Origin of the sequence: Pseudomonas sp., assembly GCF_050739935.1 — a bacterium.
Lineage (GTDB): Bacteria > Pseudomonadota > Gammaproteobacteria > Pseudomonadales > Pseudomonadaceae > Aquipseudomonas.
Map to the genome: position 1 here is coordinate 44,385 of NZ_JBOICF010000084.1, position 17,906 is coordinate 62,290.

A 17,906-nucleotide genomic window follows, 5' to 3' on the forward strand; every position below is an offset into this window, starting at 1 on the left:
ATCCGCATGCCCCGCTCCGCCCGCCTTCTTTTATACGTACTGCTGATCCTCGCCGGCACGGTCATTGTCGCTACGCTGGCGATGCATCAGGCTCAGCGACATTCCCTGGAAGACGACGCAGCACGGGCCCAGGCCCAACTCTCGCTGTACGCCAATACGCTACAAACCCTGATCGAACGCTATCGCGCCCTGCCAGCGGTGCTGGCCCTGGACCCGCAATTGCGAGATGCACTCAAAGGCCCGGTCAGTGCCGAGACTACTCAGATCCTCAACTTGAAGCTGGAGCAGATCAACGGCGCCGCGCAGTCCTCGACACTGGAGCTACTCGATCGCAATGGTCTGGCGATCGGTGCCAGCAACTGGCGGCTGCCCAGCAGCTACGTCGGTCACAACTACGGCTTTCGTCCCTATTTCACTCAGACCAAAGCCAACGGCATCGGACGCTTCTATGCCGTTGGCGTGACCAGCGGCATTCCCGGTTATTTCCTGTCCAACGCTGTGCGCGATGACGCCGGGCAGTTCATTGGCGCGATGGTGGTCAAGCTCGAATTTCCCGACCTTGAGCATACCTGGGCGCAAGGCGATGACCTTCTGCTGGTCAGCGACGCAAAAGGCATCGTGTTCATCGCCAATCAGCCTGGCTGGCGATATCGCACGCTGCGGTCGCTCTCAGAACAAGACCGCGCAGAGTTGAGCAGCACGCGGCAATACGACAAGCAGCCGCTGACTCCCCTGACCCAACAGCCGCTGCGCACCTTCAACGACAACAGTCGCTTGAGCCGGGTCGTGGCGCCTGATGGCCCGGCCGATTACCTCTGGCAGTCGCTGCCGCTTCAACCGGAAGGCTGGACGCTGCATCTTTTGCGCAAACCCCAGCCCGCCGCCGAAGACATCCGCAACGCCGCGCTGGCGGCAGCAGGCACTTGGCTGACACTGGTATTCCTCGGGTTGTTTCTCTATCAACGCTGGCGTCTGGCGCGTTTGCGCCAGCGCAGCCGCGAAGAGCTGGAACAACTGGTGGAAGAGCGCACCCGCGACCTGCAAACAGCGCAGGAGGGCTTGGTGCAATCGACCAAACTGGCGGCATTGGGGCAGATGTCCGCCGCGCTGGCCCACGAAATCAACCAGCCGCTGACCGCGCAACGCATGCAGCTGGCGACCTTGCGCCTGTTGCTCGATCATGGCCGCGTCGATGATGCCTACAAAGCCCTGACTCTGCTCGACCAGCAACTGACCCGCATGGCCGCTCTCACCGGCCACCTCAAGACGTTCGCCCGAAAGAGCCCCAGCGGGCTGCGCGAACGTCTGGATCTGGCCTGCGTCGTCGATCAGGCGCTGTTGCTGCTGGACGCGCGCATTCGCGACGAGCGCGTCAGCTGCGTGCTGAACCTGGCGCGTCCGGCCTGGGTGCGTGGCGACGCCATTCGCCTTGAACAGGTGCTGATCAACCTGCTGCGCAATGCGCTGGACGCCATGAGCGATAAACCGCTCAAGCGCCTCGAGATTCGCATCGAAGACGGGGGCGGCAATTGGCGTCTTTGTGTTACGGACAGCGGTGGAGGGATTGCCGAGGAGCATCTGGCAAATATCTTCGATCCGTTTTTCACCACCAAACCAGTCGGAGACGGCCTTGGATTGGGGCTGGCGGTGTCCTACGCCATCGTTCATGAACTGGGGAGCCGTCTGAAAGCCGAAAATCTGAACGACGGCGCGCAGTTCTTCTTTTGTCTGACCAAGGCTTAGGAGGCCCACCCCCATGCTGAACTCGGTGATCGTGGTCGATGACGAAGCCCCCATTCGTGAAGCTGTCGAACAATGGCTTTCACTGTCCGGCTTCGTCGTGCAGCTCTATAGCCGCGCTGAGGATTGCCTGGCGAAACTGCCCGAGCACTTTGCCGGCGTGATTCTCACGGATGTGCGCATGCCCGGGATGAGCGGTCTGGAGCTGCTTGCTGAATTGCAGACCCGAGACGCCGATCTACCGGTCATTCTGCTCACCGGCCATGGTGACGTACCGATGGCGGTCGAAGCCATGCGTGACGGCGCCTATGATTTTCTGGAAAAACCTTTCACCCCAGAGACCCTGCTGAACAGCCTGCGCCGTGCTCTGGAGAAACGTGCGCTGGTTTTGGAAAACCGCCGCCTGCATCAGCAGACCGACACCCGGACCCGACTCGAGACAACACTGTTGGGGCTGTCGCCGACGATGCATACACTGCGACGTCAGGTGCTGGATCTAGCGCAATTGCCGGTCAACGTATTGATTCGGGGCGAAACCGGGAGCGGCAAGGAAATGGTTGCCCGCTGCCTGCACGACTTTGGTCCTCGGGCCAAAAAGCCGTTTGTGGCGGTCAACTGCGCAGCCATCCCCGAGCAGCTATTCGAGGCGGAGCTTTTTGGCCATGAAAGCGGCGCGTTCACGGGTGCTCAGGGCAAACGCATCGGCAAGCTGGAATTCGCTGATGGCGGCACGCTGTTTCTCGACGAAATCGAAAGTATGCCGCTGGCCCAGCAAGTGAAGCTGTTGCGCGTGATTCAGGAGCGGCGTCTGGAGCGGCTGGGCTCTAATCAGAGCATCAAGGTCGACTTGCGGATCATCGCCGCCACCAAGCCGGATCTGCTTGACGAAGCCCGCGCAGGCCGCTTTCGCGAAGACTTGGCCTATCGCCTGAACATCGCTGAACTGCGCCTGGCCCCGTTGCGTGAACGTCGCGAAGATATCCCGTTGTTGTTCGCGCATTTCTCCCATCAGGCCGCAGAACGCCTGGCCCGCAAGGCGCCGGTCCTCAGCGGGGCGCAGCTGGGCCATCTGTTGAGTCAGGACTGGCCCGGCAACGTGCGCGAGCTGGCCAACGCGGCAGAGCGGCAGGTGCTTGGACTGGAAAATCCTGCCTCTGTGGACATGCCAGCGGGTCAATCGCTGGTCGCGCAGCAGGAAGCGTTCGAGGCCCATTGCCTGCGTTCGGCGCTGAGTCGGCACAAGGGGGATATCAAGGCGGTACTCAACGAATTGCAGCTACCGCGCCGGACTTTGAACGAGAAAATGCAGCGGCATGGGTTGGTGCGCGAGGCATTCGTTTCTGAGAACAACACATAACAATCGTGGGAGCCGGCTTGCTGGCGAAAGCCATGGATCAGACCAAGATACGTGCCTGATACATCATTCGCCCAGCAAGCCGGCTCCTACAATGTATCTATCATGTCGCTGGCAACTACGCAGAGCCTGAGCCCCGAGCAAGGGCAATCAGCGATTTTCGGCCTACTGCTTTTCAAGCCATGAGCGGATTTCCGCTCATCCAAACCAGAAAACCCCTCTAAATCGGGCATCTCAGGCTTGGCACAGCTCCTGCTATCACTGTCAGCAGATCGCATTGCTGCGCTCTCTCTAACAACAATGACTTGCAGGAAAACCAATGGCTATCCCCAACTCTGTGTCAAACGGATCGGCTGCCGCGCCTGTCGCCGAAAAAACCACTGGAAGTCGCCTGAAATCCATTTTCAGCGGTTCGGTCGGCAACATGGTCGAGTGGTATGACTGGTACGTCTATGCCGCATTCTCCCTCTACTTCGCCAAAGTCTTCTTCCCCAAAGGCGACACCACCGCACAATTGCTGAACACGGCCGCGATCTTCGCCGTGGGCTTCCTGATGCGCCCGATCGGCGGCTGGCTGATGGGCCTCTATGCTGACCGCAAAGGCCGCAAGGCCGCGCTGATGGCGTCGGTCCTGCTGATGTGCTTCGGTTCGCTGATCATCGCTCTGACGCCGGGCTATGAAACCATCGGTGTCGGTGCGCCGATCCTGCTGGTGCTCGCGCGCTTGTTGCAAGGGCTGTCCGTAGGGGGCGAGTACGGCACCTCCGCCACCTACCTCAGTGAGATGGCGACCAAAAAGAGCCGCGGTTTCTACTCCAGCTTTCAGTATGTGACTCTGATCTCCGGACAACTCATCGCGCTGGCCGTGTTGATCGTGCTGCAACAAACCCTCACCACCGAGCAGCTGAATCAATGGGGCTGGCGCATTCCATTCGCCATCGGCGCGTTGTGCGCCGTGGTCGCGCTGTTCCTGCGTCGCGGCATGGAAGAAACCGAATCGTTCACCAGGAAGAAGCAAGCGCCGAAAGAAAGTCTGATGCGCACCTTGATGCGTCATCCAAAGGAACTGATGACCGTGGTCGGGCTGACCATGGGTGGCACCCTGGCCTTCTATACCTACACCACCTACATGCAGAAATACCTGGTCAATACCGTCGGCATGAGCATCACCGACTCGACGACCATTTCCGCAGCCACGCTGTTCCTGTTCATGGTGCTGCAACCAATGGTCGGAGCGTTGTCGGACAAGATCGGTCGCCGGCCGATCCTGATCGCCTTTGGCGTGTTGGGAACGCTATGCACGGTGCCGATCCTGACCACGTTGCACACCGTCCAGACCTGGTGGGGCGCGTTCTTCCTGATCATGGCGGCGCTGATCATCGTCAGCGGTTACACTTCGATCAACGCCGTGGTGAAGGCCGAACTGTTCCCGACTGAAATCCGCGCACTGGGCGTCGGTCTGCCTTATGCTCTGACCGTTTCGATCTTCGGCGGTACCGCCGAGTACATCGCGCTGTGGTTCAAGAGCATCGGCATGGAGACCGGTTACTACTGGTATGTCACGGCTTGCATCGCGTGTTCGCTGCTGGTCTACGTGTTCATGAAAGACACCCGCAAGCACTCGCGAATCGAGACTGACTGAGCAAATCAGAAAGACTGCCCTGCGCAATCGGGCAGAAAAAAGGGGGGCAATCATGCGAATGACTGCCCCTTTTCTTCGCTGCCATGGCAGCTAAGTACCTGAATCATTGACGGCTTTTCGCAATATCAATTTCAGCAATGATCGCTACTAATGCGATTGACTTCTTAATAATCCAGCGCCGAGTAGAGTTAACTCCATACCGAGTTACCAACTAACTGAATCGATCTGGAGCAACTACCATGAAAACCAACAAACTGATCTTCGGCCTCGCTTTCTCTATCGTGGCAACTAGCGCTTTCGCACTTCCAAGTGTGAATGCCCACTACCAAGTAAATGCACCTGTAGTTGCCGAAAACGGCTCCTCGCATACTAATATCGGCCGCCTCGCTGCTGACGGTGCGGACCACGTAGGTGCCAACCGTGTTGCCGCTGATGGCGCAGACCATGTTGGTGCCAACCGTGTTGCCGCTGACGGTGCCGACCATGTTGGTGCCAACCGTGTTGCTGCTGACGGCGCTGATCATGTTGGCGCGAATCGTGTTGCTGCTGATGGCGCTGATCATGTTGGCGCGAATCGTGTTGCTGCTGATGGCGCAGACCATGTTGGTGCAAATCGTGTTGCTGCTGATGGCGCAGACCATGTTGGTGCAAATCGTCTCGCCGCTGATGGCGCCGATCACGTCGGTGCAAATCGCCTCAGCTGAGGTCTCTAACAGTCTCCTCTCCAGCCCGGCATACGCCGGGCTTAGTTTTCTTTGCTGAAACAAATTGTCATAGCCCCGGATTCACTGGGCGCCACCTCGTTCGTCAGCCATTCCACTCCCTGCACTCGGAAAATCCGGCACGACTCGGACGAATCATCCAATATCACGCTAGCTCGCCCCGCATAAAACAAAGATCATACAAAAATTAATTTGTCAAGAGGCAAATCTGTTTGATCTGCAAAAATTTGCCCCACTCTGGGTCAAAACCCGCTGAAGAGCCTTAAAACCGGGCGCTTTCACCCACTATCATTTTTGGCGATGGTAATTAGCAATCTTGTTAACTTCTACTTAATCTATGCGCGCGTAAACTTAGCCCCATACCCAAGTTAAGAAAATTATTGAACTTCTGTGGAGCTAACATCATGAAAACTTCGAATCTTGTATTTGCCTTTAGTCTGTCGATTCTGGCGTCGAGCGCATTCGCTCTGCCTGTTTCCGATAACCATACTGCGTTGACTGGCACTGTTGTTGCCGAGGGCGGTTCTTCCCACACCAATGCTTCGCACACTGGTACCTATCGCCAGGCTTCCGACGGTTCTGACCATGTCGGCGCAAATCGCCTGGCCTCTGACGGCGCCGATCATGTAGGCAACAATCGTCAGGCGGCCGATGGTGCTGACCATGTCGGTGCAAACCGACTGGCCTCTGACGGCGCCGATCATGTAGGCAACAATCGCCAGGCGGCCGATGGTGCGGACCATGTCGGTGCAAATCGCCTGGCTTCTGATGGCGCTGATCGTGTAGGCAACAATCGCGTCAGCTGATACCTGCCTTACATGTTCCACCTCCGAACTCCCTTTGTGGCCCGACTGATGTCGGGCTTTTTTTTGGCGTTTTTCCGCGACGCTGGTTTCAGGCAGACACAAATTCAGGAATCCCCAGCCCCTCAAAAATCCATGACCACGTTTTTTATCCGCCGAGCCGCGCAAGGTCTGGCATCCATTTCCAATGCCTTGCACTATGGCGGCCTCGATATCCGACAGGCAGCTGCCCCCTGTCGACTCAACCTCTCAGGAAACGCCGCCATGTCAGATGAGATTCATTTCTACGAACCTTCCAAGGGCCACGGTCTGCCCCATGACCCATTCAACGCCATCGTCGGCCCGCGCCCTATCGGCTGGATCTCATCCCATGACGCCGAGGGCAAACTCAACCTCGCCCCTTATAGCTTTTTCAACGCCTTCAACTACGTCCCGCCGATCGTCGGCTTCTGCAGCGTTGGTCGCAAAGACAGTCTAAACAACATCGAACAGACCGGAGAATTCGTCTGGAACCTGGCCACCCGCCCGCTCGCCGAACAAATGAACATGAGTTGCGCCCCGGTAGCAGCGGACGTGAACGAGTTCGAACTGGCTAATCTCACAGCTGAACCCTCGCGCATCATCTCGGTTCCACGGGTGAAAGAGACGCCGGTGGCATTCGAGTGCAAGGTGACGCAGATCATCCAGCTGCAGCGCGCCGACAAAGAGGTGGTGCCGAGCTGGTTGATTCTGGGGGAAGTGGTAGCGATTCATATCGCCAAACGGCTGCTCAAAGATGGCATCTACGACACCGCAGCGGGGGAACCGATCCTGCGCGGCGGTGGCCCGGCTGATTATTTCCAGTTGAGCCCTGAGTCGCTGTTCAAGATGTACCGGCCAAAAGCCTGATCAATCCTGAGCGAACATCAGTTCGCCTTCGGACGTCACGTCGATCAGCCGCTCCAGCTCATCGACGGCGGCTTGATCGGCGGCCAGCGCCGTCTTGAATGTCTGATCGTGGAGCACTCGATGGAAAGTTGGCGCACCGCCCGCCCCCAGGCCCTTGACCGCAATCGCGGCGCTGTAGCCTTCATCACCGGGAACAGCAGCGGAAACGGCTTCGTAATGCTGGAATTCTTTGCGTGCCATATAGGAAAGGTCCTGCCTTGAAAGGAAAGGCGAGGATTTTAAACCTGAGGGATGGAAACAGCCGCTGATTTTTCGGTATGTGCTCGAACTTCGAGCGGCGAAGGTCACTGTGGGAGCGAATTCATTCGCGAAAACCACGACAGATGCCAAGGGGGCGACGATGGAGCTCCTATGTATTACGAATCAATTCGTTCCCGGAGAAGAGCGCCAAAAGCCACTCAACCCGCCATCCGCGCACACGGACCCTCATACGCTGCCTCAGCTTGGGCTGCGGTCACACTGGCGAATGTCTGAAAATCCAGGCTGCTCACCAGCCTGGCGGTCACCAACTCGGAAAAGATCTTGAGTTCCGGCGCGGCAAACCAGTCAGTCATCGCCGATTTATCCGCCCATACCCCGCTGAGCAACCATACATCGTTTTCGGTCATGGACTTCTGCAGCGCGAAGTGCAGGCAACCCGCGGCCCTGGAAGATGTGCCGATCAGAGTGCTCAAGCGCGCGCCCAGATGCGCACTGTTTCCGGCGCTGGCGCGAAGGGATACGAGATGGGTCACGACGGAAGTGCTGTGCATGATCTGTGCTCCTTTTGATCGGCCGCAATTGAAGAAGGCGCTGCGGCCAGGAGTGAAGATTAGTGGCCAGGACGCAACGCCCGATAGCCGATTACTGCCCGGTTATTGCCTGATTCTGCGCAACTTTCATTTCGACCGCCCTCCTTTGCATGGCGAGCTCACCGTATTGCAGATCGGACTTTCAAGCAATCTGCACCGCCGAACAGCGCGTTTCGTCGCCCACCGAGTGACGTTGCTGCAGAATCAGGCAATCATCCGACAGGATTCGCCTACCACTTGCGCTTGCACAAAAATAAGCTGTGTCGCATCGATGCTTCGCTAGAGGAATTCCCATGTTGCCAACCGCTGCGGCTGCCGCCATGCCGGACGTCTTGCCAGTCATCCTGCCCAGGCCCGAACTTAGCGCTCACATGGAGCAACAGCGTGCCGAACTCGCAGAGCTGATCCGTCGTCATGCGCCCGCCGATGGCAGTTTCCAGACCGTGATCAAGTCGCTGTTCATGGTTCGGCATGACCGCCCGCTGCAGTCGGTACCGGGATTAGTACAGCCTGCACTTTGCATCATGGCCCAAGGCCGCAAGGACGTAACCCTGGGTGGCGAATTGTTTACCTATGATCCACTCAATTATCTGGTGCTGTCGGTGGCAATGCCGATCAGCGGCAAGGTCGTCTATGCCACGCCCGAAGACCCGCACCTGGCCATGCGTCTCGATATTGATCCGGCCGACATCAACGCTCTGATCGCGGAAGCCGGTCCTATGAGCGTGCCGACCCGTCCCAGCGGCCGCGGGATGTATGTCGAGCGCATCGACTCGCAGTTACTGGACGCGGTCATCCGCCTGATTCGCCTGCTGGACAGTCCGAAGGACATACCCATGCTGGCGCCGCTGATCACTCGGGAAATCCTTTACCGTCTGCTGCGTGGGAGTGAAGGCTACCGTTTGTACGAAATCGCCATCGCCAATTGCCAGACTCATCGCGTTACCCAGGCGATCAAGTGGCTGAACGAAAATTTTCAGCAACCGTTGCGCATTGAAGAACTGGCTCGCGAAGTGAACCTCAGCGTTTCCACGCTGCACCACCGTTTCAAGGCGGTGACGGCCATGAGCCCGTTGCAGTATCAGAAACAGCTGAGGCTCCAGGAGGCGCGGCGTCTGATGCTGGCTGACGGAATTGAGGCGTCGGCAGCCGGTTATCGGGTGGGCTATGAAAGCCCCTCTCAATTCAGCCGCGAATACAGTCGCCTGTTCGGCGCGCCACCCTTGCGGGACCTGGCGCGCCTGCGCAAGACGGTCTGATCAGAGCGCGCGCACCACGTGCTTGATCTCCTGAAATGCCTGCATGCCCCACGGCCCTAGCTCGCGTCCCAGGCTGCTCTGCTTGTAGCCGCCCCAGGCGGTCTGCGGGAAAATCACCTGCGGCGCGTTGATCCACACCAGCCCTGCATGCAAGGCATTGGCGATGCGATCGGCTGTTTCGCTGTCGCCGCTGACCACACTGGCCACCAATCCAAACTGGGTGTCGTTGGCCAGCGCAATGGCCTCGGCTTCGCTGCTGAATCCGCGCACGCATAGAACCGGCCCGAAGATTTCCTCTCGCCAAAGCGCGCTGTCCAAGGGCACTTGACTGAATACGGCAGGCTCAAGAAAGTAACCACGAGGCTGTGCCGTCGGGCGTTTGCCACCGCACAGCAGATGCGCGCCGGCTTCTTTCCCGGCCTCGATGTGATTGATCACCCGCTGATATTGCGCATGATTGACCAATGGCCCCATTTCGCTGCCTTCTTCCAAGGGGCCTGAGACCTTGATCGACTGCGCCTTGGCGACGATGCGCTGCAGAAACGGCTCCAACAGATCCTGCGCCACCAGCACCCGACTGGTGGCCGAGCACATTTGCCCGGCGTTGAAATAACCGCCGCCACTGGCAAGCTCCACCGCCAGATCCAGATCGGCATCAGCCATGACCAGCAACGATGACTTGCCGCCCAATTCCAGACTCACGCCTTTTATCGTTTCTGCCGCGCGCTGCATCACTTGTACCCCGACCGCGTTGCTGCCGGTGAAGGACACCTTGGCGATACCGGGATGCGCGGACATGGGCGCGCCGACCGCCAGACCCGTGCCGCAGATCAGGTTGAACACACCCGTCGGCAGGCCGCTGCCAGCAATGATTTGCGCCAGTTCCAGTTCCGCCAACGGTGTGACTTCCGAAGGTTTGAGCAGCACGCAGCAACCGGCGGCCAGTGCCGGCGCGAGCTTCCATGCGGTGGTGACCATCGGGAAGTTCCATGGCACGATCAACCCGACCACACCACAAGGCTCACGCCGCAGCCGCGCGCTGAACGCTTCGCTCGGCAACTCGACTGCACGATTCTGCTGGCCGTCGGCTGCCTCCGCCAGATCGGCGTAGTAGTTGAAGGTGGCGATCACGTCATCAACATCGATAGCGGCTTCGAAACCTGGCTTGCCGTTATTGCTTGACTGCAGGGCCATCAGGTGTTCGCGGCGCGCCGCCACACCACTGGCAATCTTGCGAAGAATCATCGCCCGTGCGGCCCCCGTAGTTTTCGACCAGGCGCCAAATGCGGCTTGCGCGGCTTGCACCGCCTCATCCACCGTACGGGCATCGCCACCTGTGACAATCGCCAGCTGTTCTTCAGTCGATGGATTGGTTACCGTCAGCCGCTCGCCACCGGCACGCCATTGTCCGTCGATGTACAGACCTGCCAAAACCGTACTCAACACAGTCGCCTCATTCATGATGCTTTCAATCCATTCATCCAACCGCGCTGATCGATTTCGATGACGCTCGGCCCCTGACGCTCCTTCGCCGCATTCAAGGCCGCTTTCAATTGCTCGACGCCGCTGACCGCTTCAGCTGCGCAGCCCAGTGACTTGGCGACACCAATGAAATCCGGGGTATAGATGTCCACCCCGACCGGTTCGATGGCGCGGTTGACCATGTATTTCTTGATCTCTTCGTAACCCTGGTTATTCCACAAAAGAACGATGATCGGCGTGTGCGCTTCCACTGCGCTCGCCAGTTCCGACAGGGTGAACTGCAGACCGCCGTCACCGATCAGACAGGCCACGGGGTTACGCTGCCCCGCATCCTGACTGCCGAGCCAGGCACCGATCGCAGCAGGCAAGGCATAGCCGAGGGTGCCGTAGCCGGTGGAGGAATTGAACCAGCGCCGAGGCTCGTCCAGATCCAGCGTCAGATTGCCGGTGTAGACCGGTTGAGTCGAGTCGCCAACGATGACGATCTCGGGAAGAACTTCCAACACGGTTTGCAGGAAAAGTGTCTGCCCGCGCGTAGCTTCATCCCAGGAGGCGCCCAGCGTGGCTTTCAGCGCAGCGGCGCGTTTGTGGCCCCAGTCATTGTCACGCTCGGCTAGATCGCGCTCGTTCAATGCAGCCAGCAATGCTTCAGCGGCGGTTTGCGCGTCAGACACCAGCGCTACTTTCGGCGGGAAATTGCGCACCGTCTGGTCCGGGTCGATGTCGATGCGCAGTAGCGCACCGGGAATCTTGAAGTGCCCCTGAAAAGTGATGTCGTAATCGGTTTCCGCCAGCTCGGTGCCAATGGCCAGCACCACATCGGCGCCTTCGATGATCTCCCGCGTTGGATCAAGGGACTGCGTCGAGCCGATCAGTAGTGGATGGCTGGACGACAGCATGCCTTTGGCATTGATCGTGAGCGCTACGGGCGCGTCCAGTTTCTCTGCCAACCGCGTTAGCGCCGCGGCGGCATCGATGGCGCCGCCACCGGCCAGGATCAATGGACGCTTGGCGCTGGCCAGGAGGTTGGCCATCTGTGCGATCGCGGCAGGCGCAGGGCCGGCGCGGGAGACGAACACCGGCTGGCTGTCGAGCAGGTCGTCCGCATTTTCCACCAGTACGTCCAGTGGAATTTCGATATGAACCGGACGCGGACGGCCTGCCTGGAACAGCGCGAAAGCGCGAGCCAAGACCGACGGCAACTCGGCAGCGGACATCAAGGTATGCGAAAACGCGGCGACGCCTGCAACCAGTGCCCCTTGCGCCGGCAATTCGTGCAGCTTGCCGCGGCCGCCGCCCAGTTGGCTACGCGACTGAACGCTGGAAATCACCAGCATCGGGATCGAGTCGGCGTAGGCCTGGCCCATGGCGGTGGTGATGTTGGTCATGCCGGGTCCGGTAATGATAAAGCACACACCTGGCTTGCCGCTGGTACGCGCATAGCCGTCAGCCATGAAACCGGCGCCCTGTTCATGTCGCGGGGTGATGTGGTTGATCGAGGAACTGGCCAGCCCGCGGTACAGCTCCACGGTATGCACACCGGGAATGCCGAACACCCGCTCGACTCCATAGCCTTCAAGTAGCTTGACTAACACTTCGCCGCACGTTGCCATGTCTGGACCCCTTGTTCGTTCCTGAATTGTTTCGAAGGCGCTCACAGGCTTACGCCGATAGCGCCAACATGGCGATCATTGGAACCGGCAGGAGATACCAGTGACAATGCAAAAAATGTCATGCTTAGCCATGTCCTCAGATCATGCCTGCGACCACCCATGAAACGTCTGCCGCCCCTGCCCGCTCTGCACACCTTCCTGATCACGGCGCGATGCTGCAATTTCACGCGCGCGGCGGAGTTGCTGCACATCACTCAAGGCGCCGTCAGCCGGCAGATTTCCGGGCTGGAAAGCCACTTGGGGTTTCGGCTGTTTCATCGGCAGGCCCGGGGATTGAGCCTGACCGCCCAGGGTCGCGACTTCTTTCCGCGGATCGAGCAGGTCTTCGGCTTGATCGAGGAAGCGGTGGATCAGGTAGGGACTGGGCAACAGACCTTGCAACTCAAAGCGCCGACTTGCATCACTCGCTGGCTCTTGCCACGTCTTTTGCAATGGCAACAGGAGCGTCCGGATGTGCCTGTCGAGCTGACCACGACCATTGCGCATGATGTGGACTTCCGTCGCGAGCGGTTCGACGCGGCTGTTGTCTATGGCGCAAGTCCCGACGATTCACTGCATGTGCATCACCTGTTCGACGAACAGCTGACGCCCGTCTGCGCACAGTCCCTGGTCGATGGATCACGGCCGCTTGAGCAATTCAGTGACTTGGAACAACACATGCTGCTGCATCCCACACTGGATGAGCAGGATTGGACGCACTGGCTGAAGGCCGCAGGAACACGGTTGAGTAATGTCGGCAAAGGACAACACTTCGACACCATGGACTTGGCGATGACCGTTGCGTCTCAAGGTTCAGGGGTTGCGATGGGTGACTGGTCTTTGATCGGCGAAGACCTCAGCACCGGGCGCCTGGTTACCCCATTCGATCTCAAGTTGAAGACAGGCGCGGCATATTACTTCGTCTATCCGAATCGCGAGGAACCGACGCCGCAATTGCGCCAATTGCTGAACTGGTTACTCGCCCAAGCGGCGACCCGCAAGCCTTAGCGGCGTGATGTATCAATGAAGCTCACCCGGCAAACCACGCGGCTACAAAAGACGCTGCGTGCAATCGGGTTTAGTTCCATCACCATTACGGCGCCCGGCCCCGGTCACCGATAAAAACATTCAATCCCTGCGGCTGCGCTCCTGCCGGCATACCGACCTACACTTACCTTGTCCGTCAAAAAAATAATTTTTAACCGGATCGAGGTATGCGTCATGAAAACCACAATAAAAAGACAATGCGTTTACGTAGTCGCTGTCGTGACCGTACTGAGTATCTACGCGGCGGGCGCCTACAGAATCGAGCAGTTGCGCCAGGCGCCTCGCATGGCGGTGGTCTGCACCTTCGGCCACTGCATCCCGACCGATGCCAGCTTCAGCGCATTACGATGATCTCTCGGCGTTTTTGGGGCTGCGTGAATCGATTAAGCCAGCTATCGATTAGCAAGCTAACGGATTAGACTGGGCGCACTTTTCCCGCAGAGTTTTCGGCGGGTCAACCTGCCAGTGCGAGTCTCCATTCGTGACCAGCCTCAACCAAACCCGCCCGGACATCCGCAGCATTCTCTTCGCGCTGATGATGGCCGTCTTTCTCAGCGCGTTGGATCAGACCATCGTTGCGGTCTCGATGCCCGCCATCTCTGCCCAATTTCAGGATTTCGACCTTCTGGCCTGGGTCATTTCAGCCTATATGGTTGCCCTGACCGTCGCCGTGCCGATCTACGGCAAACTGGGCGATCTTTACGGACGAAGACGTCTGATGCTGTTCGGGCTGGGCATGTTCACCCTCGCCTCGCTGTTCTGCGCGATGGCTCAAAGCATGGAACAACTGGTGCTGGCGCGGGTGCTGCAAGGCATCGGCGCGGGCGGGATGGTGTCGGTCAGCCAGGCAATCATCGGGGACATCGTGCCGCCTCGTGAGCGCGGTCGCTATCAAGGCTATTTCAGCGGCATGTATGCAGCCGCCAGCGTAGCGGGACCGGTGCTCGGCGGATTCATGACCGAGTATTTGTCGTGGCGCTGGGTGTTCATTATCAATCTGCCTCTGGGGTTCGTTGCCTGGTGGGTCGCACGGCAGACACTCATCGGTCTGCCAGTGCCGCAACGCAAGCCGATCATCGATTATCTTGGTACGGTATTGATGATCATCGGCCTCACCGCCTTGCTGCTCGGCATCACTGAAATCGGTCAGGGTCACAGCTGGAGTGATCAGCATGTGCTCATTCAGTTGGGCGTGGCATTGTTGGCGCTGGTATTTTTCGTGACATACGAGCGCCGCACCCGCGAACCGCTGCTGCCAATGCACTTATTTGCCAACCGCAGCGCAGTGTTGTGCTGGTGCACGATTTTCTTCACCAGTTTTCAAGCGATTTCATTGATCGTACTGCTGCCATTGCGTTTCCAGACCGTGACCGGCGGCGGCGCAGACAGCGCGGCCCTGCACCTTATGCCATTGGCGATAGGCATGCCCATGGGCGCGTACTTCGGCGGTCGACGCACCTCGCTCACGGGTCGCTACAAACCCATCATCCTGACCGGAGCCCTGTTAATGCCGCTGGCCGTTCTGGGAATTGCCTTCACGCCGCCGCAGTCGGTGATCCTGACCGGATTGTTCATGGTGCTGACCGGCATCGCCAGCGGTCTGCAATTCCCGACTTCACTGGTGGGCACGCAGAACTCGGTGGAGATGAAAGACATGGGCGTGGCTACCAGCACCACCAACCTGTTTCGCTCACTGGGTGGCGCAGTAGGTGTCGCCAGCATGTCGGCCCTGTTGCTGGCCATGCTCGCGGGGTCCGGACTCGGCCAAACCGCTGGCGGGACGATGGTCGGCGAAGGTAGCTCCGGCAACCTGTTGATGGACAGCCTGCACGATGTAAGCGGTCCGGCACTGGAATTGTTGCGCGGACAGCTTTCGATGACGTTCCAGCATTTGCTGATGACCAGCGCCGCAGTTTCGCTGCTTGGTCTGGCCGCGGCCCTGGCGATGCCAAATCACCTGCTTCGTGGACGAGAAGACAAGGATCGGTAAATCGGTTTCACCTGCATTAACAGTCCGGTTGCTGGCGAAACGAAATGTCGATCGCCACCGCCAGCAAGCCGGACTGCTATAAGACGCATGAAAAAGGATCAACCGCTGCAATACCCACCGCCACCAGAAAATGCCCCGCTTTGCGCATATACGCGTGTATGTGTTCGATCTTGCCGGTCATCGCGCTGCGCCAACGGTATTCATATTCGCCTGCGCCGCGCCAGCCACGGTTCGAACATGTCAGCCTGTCGCATTACTGAATACGCATAAGGATTTGAGTAAAGGCTAAGTAAACCACCTGTTCAAGCCGCATGAACAAATGTATAGATGCAGGCTAACCGCCACGCGGTTATAGTCGCTTGTCTGAAGAGCAAGGCGAATCTTCCTTGCGCAGGATCAAGCATGTACCACTCATCCGTTAGTCGCACCCGACGCGGACTCGCAAGCAGGGTCTCGCAAGGCGCAACTGTATCGGAGCATGTCCAGAACTGTATCGACCAGGCGCTCGGCGTCCAGGAATAGTTGGAAGCTTTCCGGGACCAACAACCACTGGGCGAGAATGCCATGTACATAAGCATGCAGACAGATGGCCCCTCGTTGAGGGTTTAGATTGGCGGGTAGTTGCCCTTGGCGCACAGCGTTGCTCAATCCCAGGGCGATACGCTCATTGGCATCCAGCCAGACGAATTGACGCTGACGCCGCATGTCACACATTTCATCGGTGAATTCGAATTTATGAAAAAGAATTTCATTGATGCGGCGGGTTTTCGGGTCCGTGGCAACTTGTTGAAACAAACGCACCAACAGCTTTCGCGTCCAACCGAGCGGGTCGGTTTCCTCAGCGCTTTCGCTGGCCCGGGCCATTTCTTCCAATGGCTCATGAAGGCTGTCGAGCATCGCCTGCACCAGATCGGCCTTGTTGCTGAAGTGCCAGTAGATGGCCCCGCGCGTCACCCCCGCAAGCGTCGCGATGTCTGCCAACGTCGTTCGCGCTACGCCACGATCGTAAAAAGCCTGCTCAGCGGCTTCGAGAATCTGCCTGCGCGTTTCCTGAGCTTCTTCTTTCGTGCGACGAACCATGGCAGTAAAACCTCAATGAAAATGCTTCAGGCTCTCGGGTCGAGTGGCCTGAACAGCATGTCGGGCGGCCTTTGTATTGCCTTGTCCCGCACCTACAATCGATGCCCTCGGTGCGTTCAGGTGTCGCAGCCGTGGGTGTTTACAAACAACCGTGAACGTAAGTATATTCATTAGCTTGCTACTTATCCAGCCGGAACCCATTTAACGCCCCTTCCACTTCTCATGAGCCCAGGCTCCTGACCCGAGGATCTTCATGCAATTCAAGCCAGCTGTTACCGTACTGGTCACTGCCGCCGCCCTGGCATCGCTGCTCAGCGGATGCAGTAAAAAGGAAGACGCGGCCGCGGCTGCACCACCGCCCCCTCAGGTCGGCGTCGTGACCATTCAGCCCCAGCCTTATACGCTGGTATCAGACCTGCCTGGACGCACCGCTGCATTTCGCGTGGCCGAAGTTCGTCCGCAGGTCAACGGCATCATTCTCAAGCGACTGTTCACTGAAGGTACGGACGTAAAGGCCGGTCAGCAGTTGTATCAGATCGATCCTGCCGTGTATGAGGCCAACCTCAATAGCGCCAAGGCGACCTACGATGCGACCAATTCGCTGGCAGGCCGCTACAAGCAACTGATCAACGAGCAAGCCGTTAGCCGTCAGGAATACGACACCGCCGTCGGCAACGCGCGCGAAGCACAGGCCGCCGTGCAGACCGCCGAAATCAATCTGCGCTACACGAAGGTGTACGCACCGATTTCCGGCCGCATAGGTCGTTCGCTGGTCACTGAGGGTGCGCTGGTCAGCAACGGTCAGGCCGATGCGATGGCAACCATTCAACAGCTGGACCCTATCTATGTGGACGTCGTGCAGTCCTCCACCGAGCTGCTGCGCCTTCGTCGTGAGCTGGAAAGCGGCAAACTGCAGAAGGCCGGTGATAACGCTGCCAAGGTCAAGCTGACCCTGGAAGACAACAGCCAGTACCCGGTCGAGGGCAAACTCGAGTTCTCCGAAGTATCGGTTGATCAGACCACAGGCTCGGTCACCTTGCGCGCTGTGTTCCCCAACCCTAATCACACGCTGCTGCCAGGCATGTTCGTACACGCTCGCCTGCAATCCGGTGTGAACGAGAAGGCGATCCTGGTGCCGCAGCAAGGCGTCACCCGCGATCTGAAAGGCACTCCGACAGCCCTGGTTGTCAATCAGGACAACAAAGTCGAGCAACGCACGCTTGTTGCCAGCCGCACCAGTGGTACCGACTGGGTGATCGACAAAGGCCTGAGCGCGGGCGATCGCGTCATCACCGAAGGCCTGCAGTACGTCAAGCCGGGCGTTGAAGTGAAGGTAGCGGAAGCCACCAACATCAAACCTGCCGCACCGGCTCCCGTCCAAGGGAGTAATTGATCC

16 protein-coding genes are annotated in these 17,906 nt (G+C 58.7%); 11 read left to right on the forward strand and 5 right to left on the reverse strand.

All coding sequences use genetic code 11. The annotated features are described in order from the left end of the window. The first annotated feature begins 6 nt into the window (after window positions 1-6). From ACRER8_RS16820 to ACRER8_RS16845, 6 genes are all read left to right on the forward strand, one after another. Window positions 7-1,743, forward strand: a complete 1,737-nt coding sequence (locus tag ACRER8_RS16820) for a sensor histidine kinase (protein WP_431747352.1) — start codon at window positions 7-9, stop codon at window positions 1,741-1,743. A 13-nt stretch (window positions 1,744-1,756) separates the two neighbouring features. Continuing rightward, window positions 1,757-3,097: a sigma-54-dependent transcriptional regulator gene (locus tag ACRER8_RS16825; RefSeq protein WP_431747353.1), complete on the forward strand. Its 1,341-nt coding sequence runs from the start codon at window positions 1,757-1,759 to the stop codon at window positions 3,095-3,097. Between the two features lie 316 nt (window positions 3,098-3,413). Next, on the forward strand, window positions 3,414-4,736 hold the full coding sequence (locus ACRER8_RS16830; RefSeq protein ID WP_431747354.1) for an MFS transporter: 1,323 nt from the start codon (window positions 3,414-3,416) through the stop codon (window positions 4,734-4,736). A 239-nt stretch (window positions 4,737-4,975) separates the two neighbouring features. Continuing rightward, the gene (locus ACRER8_RS16835) at window positions 4,976-5,440 is read left to right on the forward strand and encodes a hypothetical protein (protein WP_431747355.1); all 465 of its coding nucleotides are present in this window, start codon (window positions 4,976-4,978) and stop codon (window positions 5,438-5,440) included. Between the two features lie 422 nt (window positions 5,441-5,862). Continuing rightward, window positions 5,863-6,264, forward strand: coding sequence for a hypothetical protein (locus tag ACRER8_RS16840; RefSeq protein WP_431747356.1), 402 nt, complete (start codon window positions 5,863-5,865; stop codon window positions 6,262-6,264). Between the two features lie 261 nt (window positions 6,265-6,525). Beyond that, window positions 6,526-7,149: a flavin reductase family protein gene (locus ACRER8_RS16845; RefSeq protein ID WP_431747357.1), complete on the forward strand. Its 624-nt coding sequence runs from the start codon at window positions 6,526-6,528 to the stop codon at window positions 7,147-7,149. On the opposite strand, the gene ACRER8_RS16850 is transcribed toward ACRER8_RS16845, so the two are convergent. Next, window positions 7,150-7,389: a hypothetical protein gene (locus ACRER8_RS16850; protein ID WP_431747358.1), complete on the reverse strand. Its 240-nt coding sequence runs from the start codon at window positions 7,387-7,389 to the stop codon at window positions 7,150-7,152. A 218-nt stretch (window positions 7,390-7,607) separates the two neighbouring features. Beyond that, a complete protein-coding gene (locus ACRER8_RS16855) occupies window positions 7,608-7,961 on the reverse strand; it encodes an antibiotic biosynthesis monooxygenase family protein (protein ID WP_431747359.1) in 354 nt (117 codons plus the stop codon). A 359-nt stretch (window positions 7,962-8,320) separates the two neighbouring features. Here ACRER8_RS16855 and ACRER8_RS16860 point away from each other — a divergent pair, with 359 nt between their 5' ends. Next, window positions 8,321-9,259, forward strand: a complete 939-nt coding sequence (locus ACRER8_RS16860; RefSeq protein ID WP_431747456.1) for an AraC family transcriptional regulator — start codon at window positions 8,321-8,323, stop codon at window positions 9,257-9,259. Here ACRER8_RS16860 and ACRER8_RS16865 read toward each other — a convergent pair whose 3' ends face one another. Together ACRER8_RS16865 and ACRER8_RS16870 are read right to left on the reverse strand one after the other, a co-directional pair. Next, entirely contained in the window at window positions 9,260-10,720 is a 1,461-nt protein-coding gene (locus ACRER8_RS16865; RefSeq protein WP_431747360.1) for an aldehyde dehydrogenase family protein, read from the reverse strand. It lies immediately after the preceding gene. Next, window positions 10,717-12,354 (reverse strand): 5-guanidino-2-oxopentanoate decarboxylase, encoded by a 1,638-nt coding sequence (locus ACRER8_RS16870; RefSeq protein ID WP_431747361.1) that lies wholly within the window; start codon window positions 12,352-12,354, stop codon window positions 10,717-10,719. The genes ACRER8_RS16865 and ACRER8_RS16870 overlap by 4 nt, the downstream gene beginning before the upstream one ends. Before the next feature lie 159 nt (window positions 12,355-12,513). On the opposite strand from ACRER8_RS16870, the gene ACRER8_RS16875 reads away from it, so the two are divergent. The 3 genes from ACRER8_RS16875 (at window position 12,514) to ACRER8_RS16885 (ending at window position 15,430) form a co-directional block, all read left to right on the forward strand. Continuing rightward, window positions 12,514-13,401 carry a LysR substrate-binding domain-containing protein gene (locus tag ACRER8_RS16875; RefSeq protein WP_431747362.1) on the forward strand — a complete coding sequence of 296 codons (888 nt, stop codon included), beginning with the start codon at window positions 12,514-12,516 and terminating at the stop codon, window positions 13,399-13,401. 213 nt (window positions 13,402-13,614) lie between these two features. Then, window positions 13,615-13,791 carry a hypothetical protein gene (locus tag ACRER8_RS16880; RefSeq protein WP_431747363.1) on the forward strand — a complete coding sequence of 59 codons (177 nt, stop codon included), beginning with the start codon at window positions 13,615-13,617 and terminating at the stop codon, window positions 13,789-13,791. A gap of 130 nt (window positions 13,792-13,921) precedes the next feature. After that, a complete protein-coding gene (locus ACRER8_RS16885) occupies window positions 13,922-15,430 on the forward strand; it encodes an MDR family MFS transporter (protein WP_431747364.1) in 1,509 nt (502 codons plus the stop codon). 411 nt (window positions 15,431-15,841) lie between these two features. On the opposite strand, the gene ACRER8_RS16890 is transcribed toward ACRER8_RS16885, so the two are convergent. Then, window positions 15,842-16,510: a TetR family transcriptional regulator gene (locus ACRER8_RS16890; RefSeq protein WP_431747365.1), complete on the reverse strand. Its 669-nt coding sequence runs from the start codon at window positions 16,508-16,510 to the stop codon at window positions 15,842-15,844. A 253-nt stretch (window positions 16,511-16,763) separates the two neighbouring features. On the opposite strand from ACRER8_RS16890, the gene ACRER8_RS16895 reads away from it, so the two are divergent. Beyond that, the gene (locus ACRER8_RS16895; protein WP_431747366.1) at window positions 16,764-17,903 is read left to right on the forward strand and encodes an efflux RND transporter periplasmic adaptor subunit; all 1,140 of its coding nucleotides are present in this window, start codon (window positions 16,764-16,766) and stop codon (window positions 17,901-17,903) included. Window positions 17,904-17,906 lie beyond the last annotated feature (3 nt).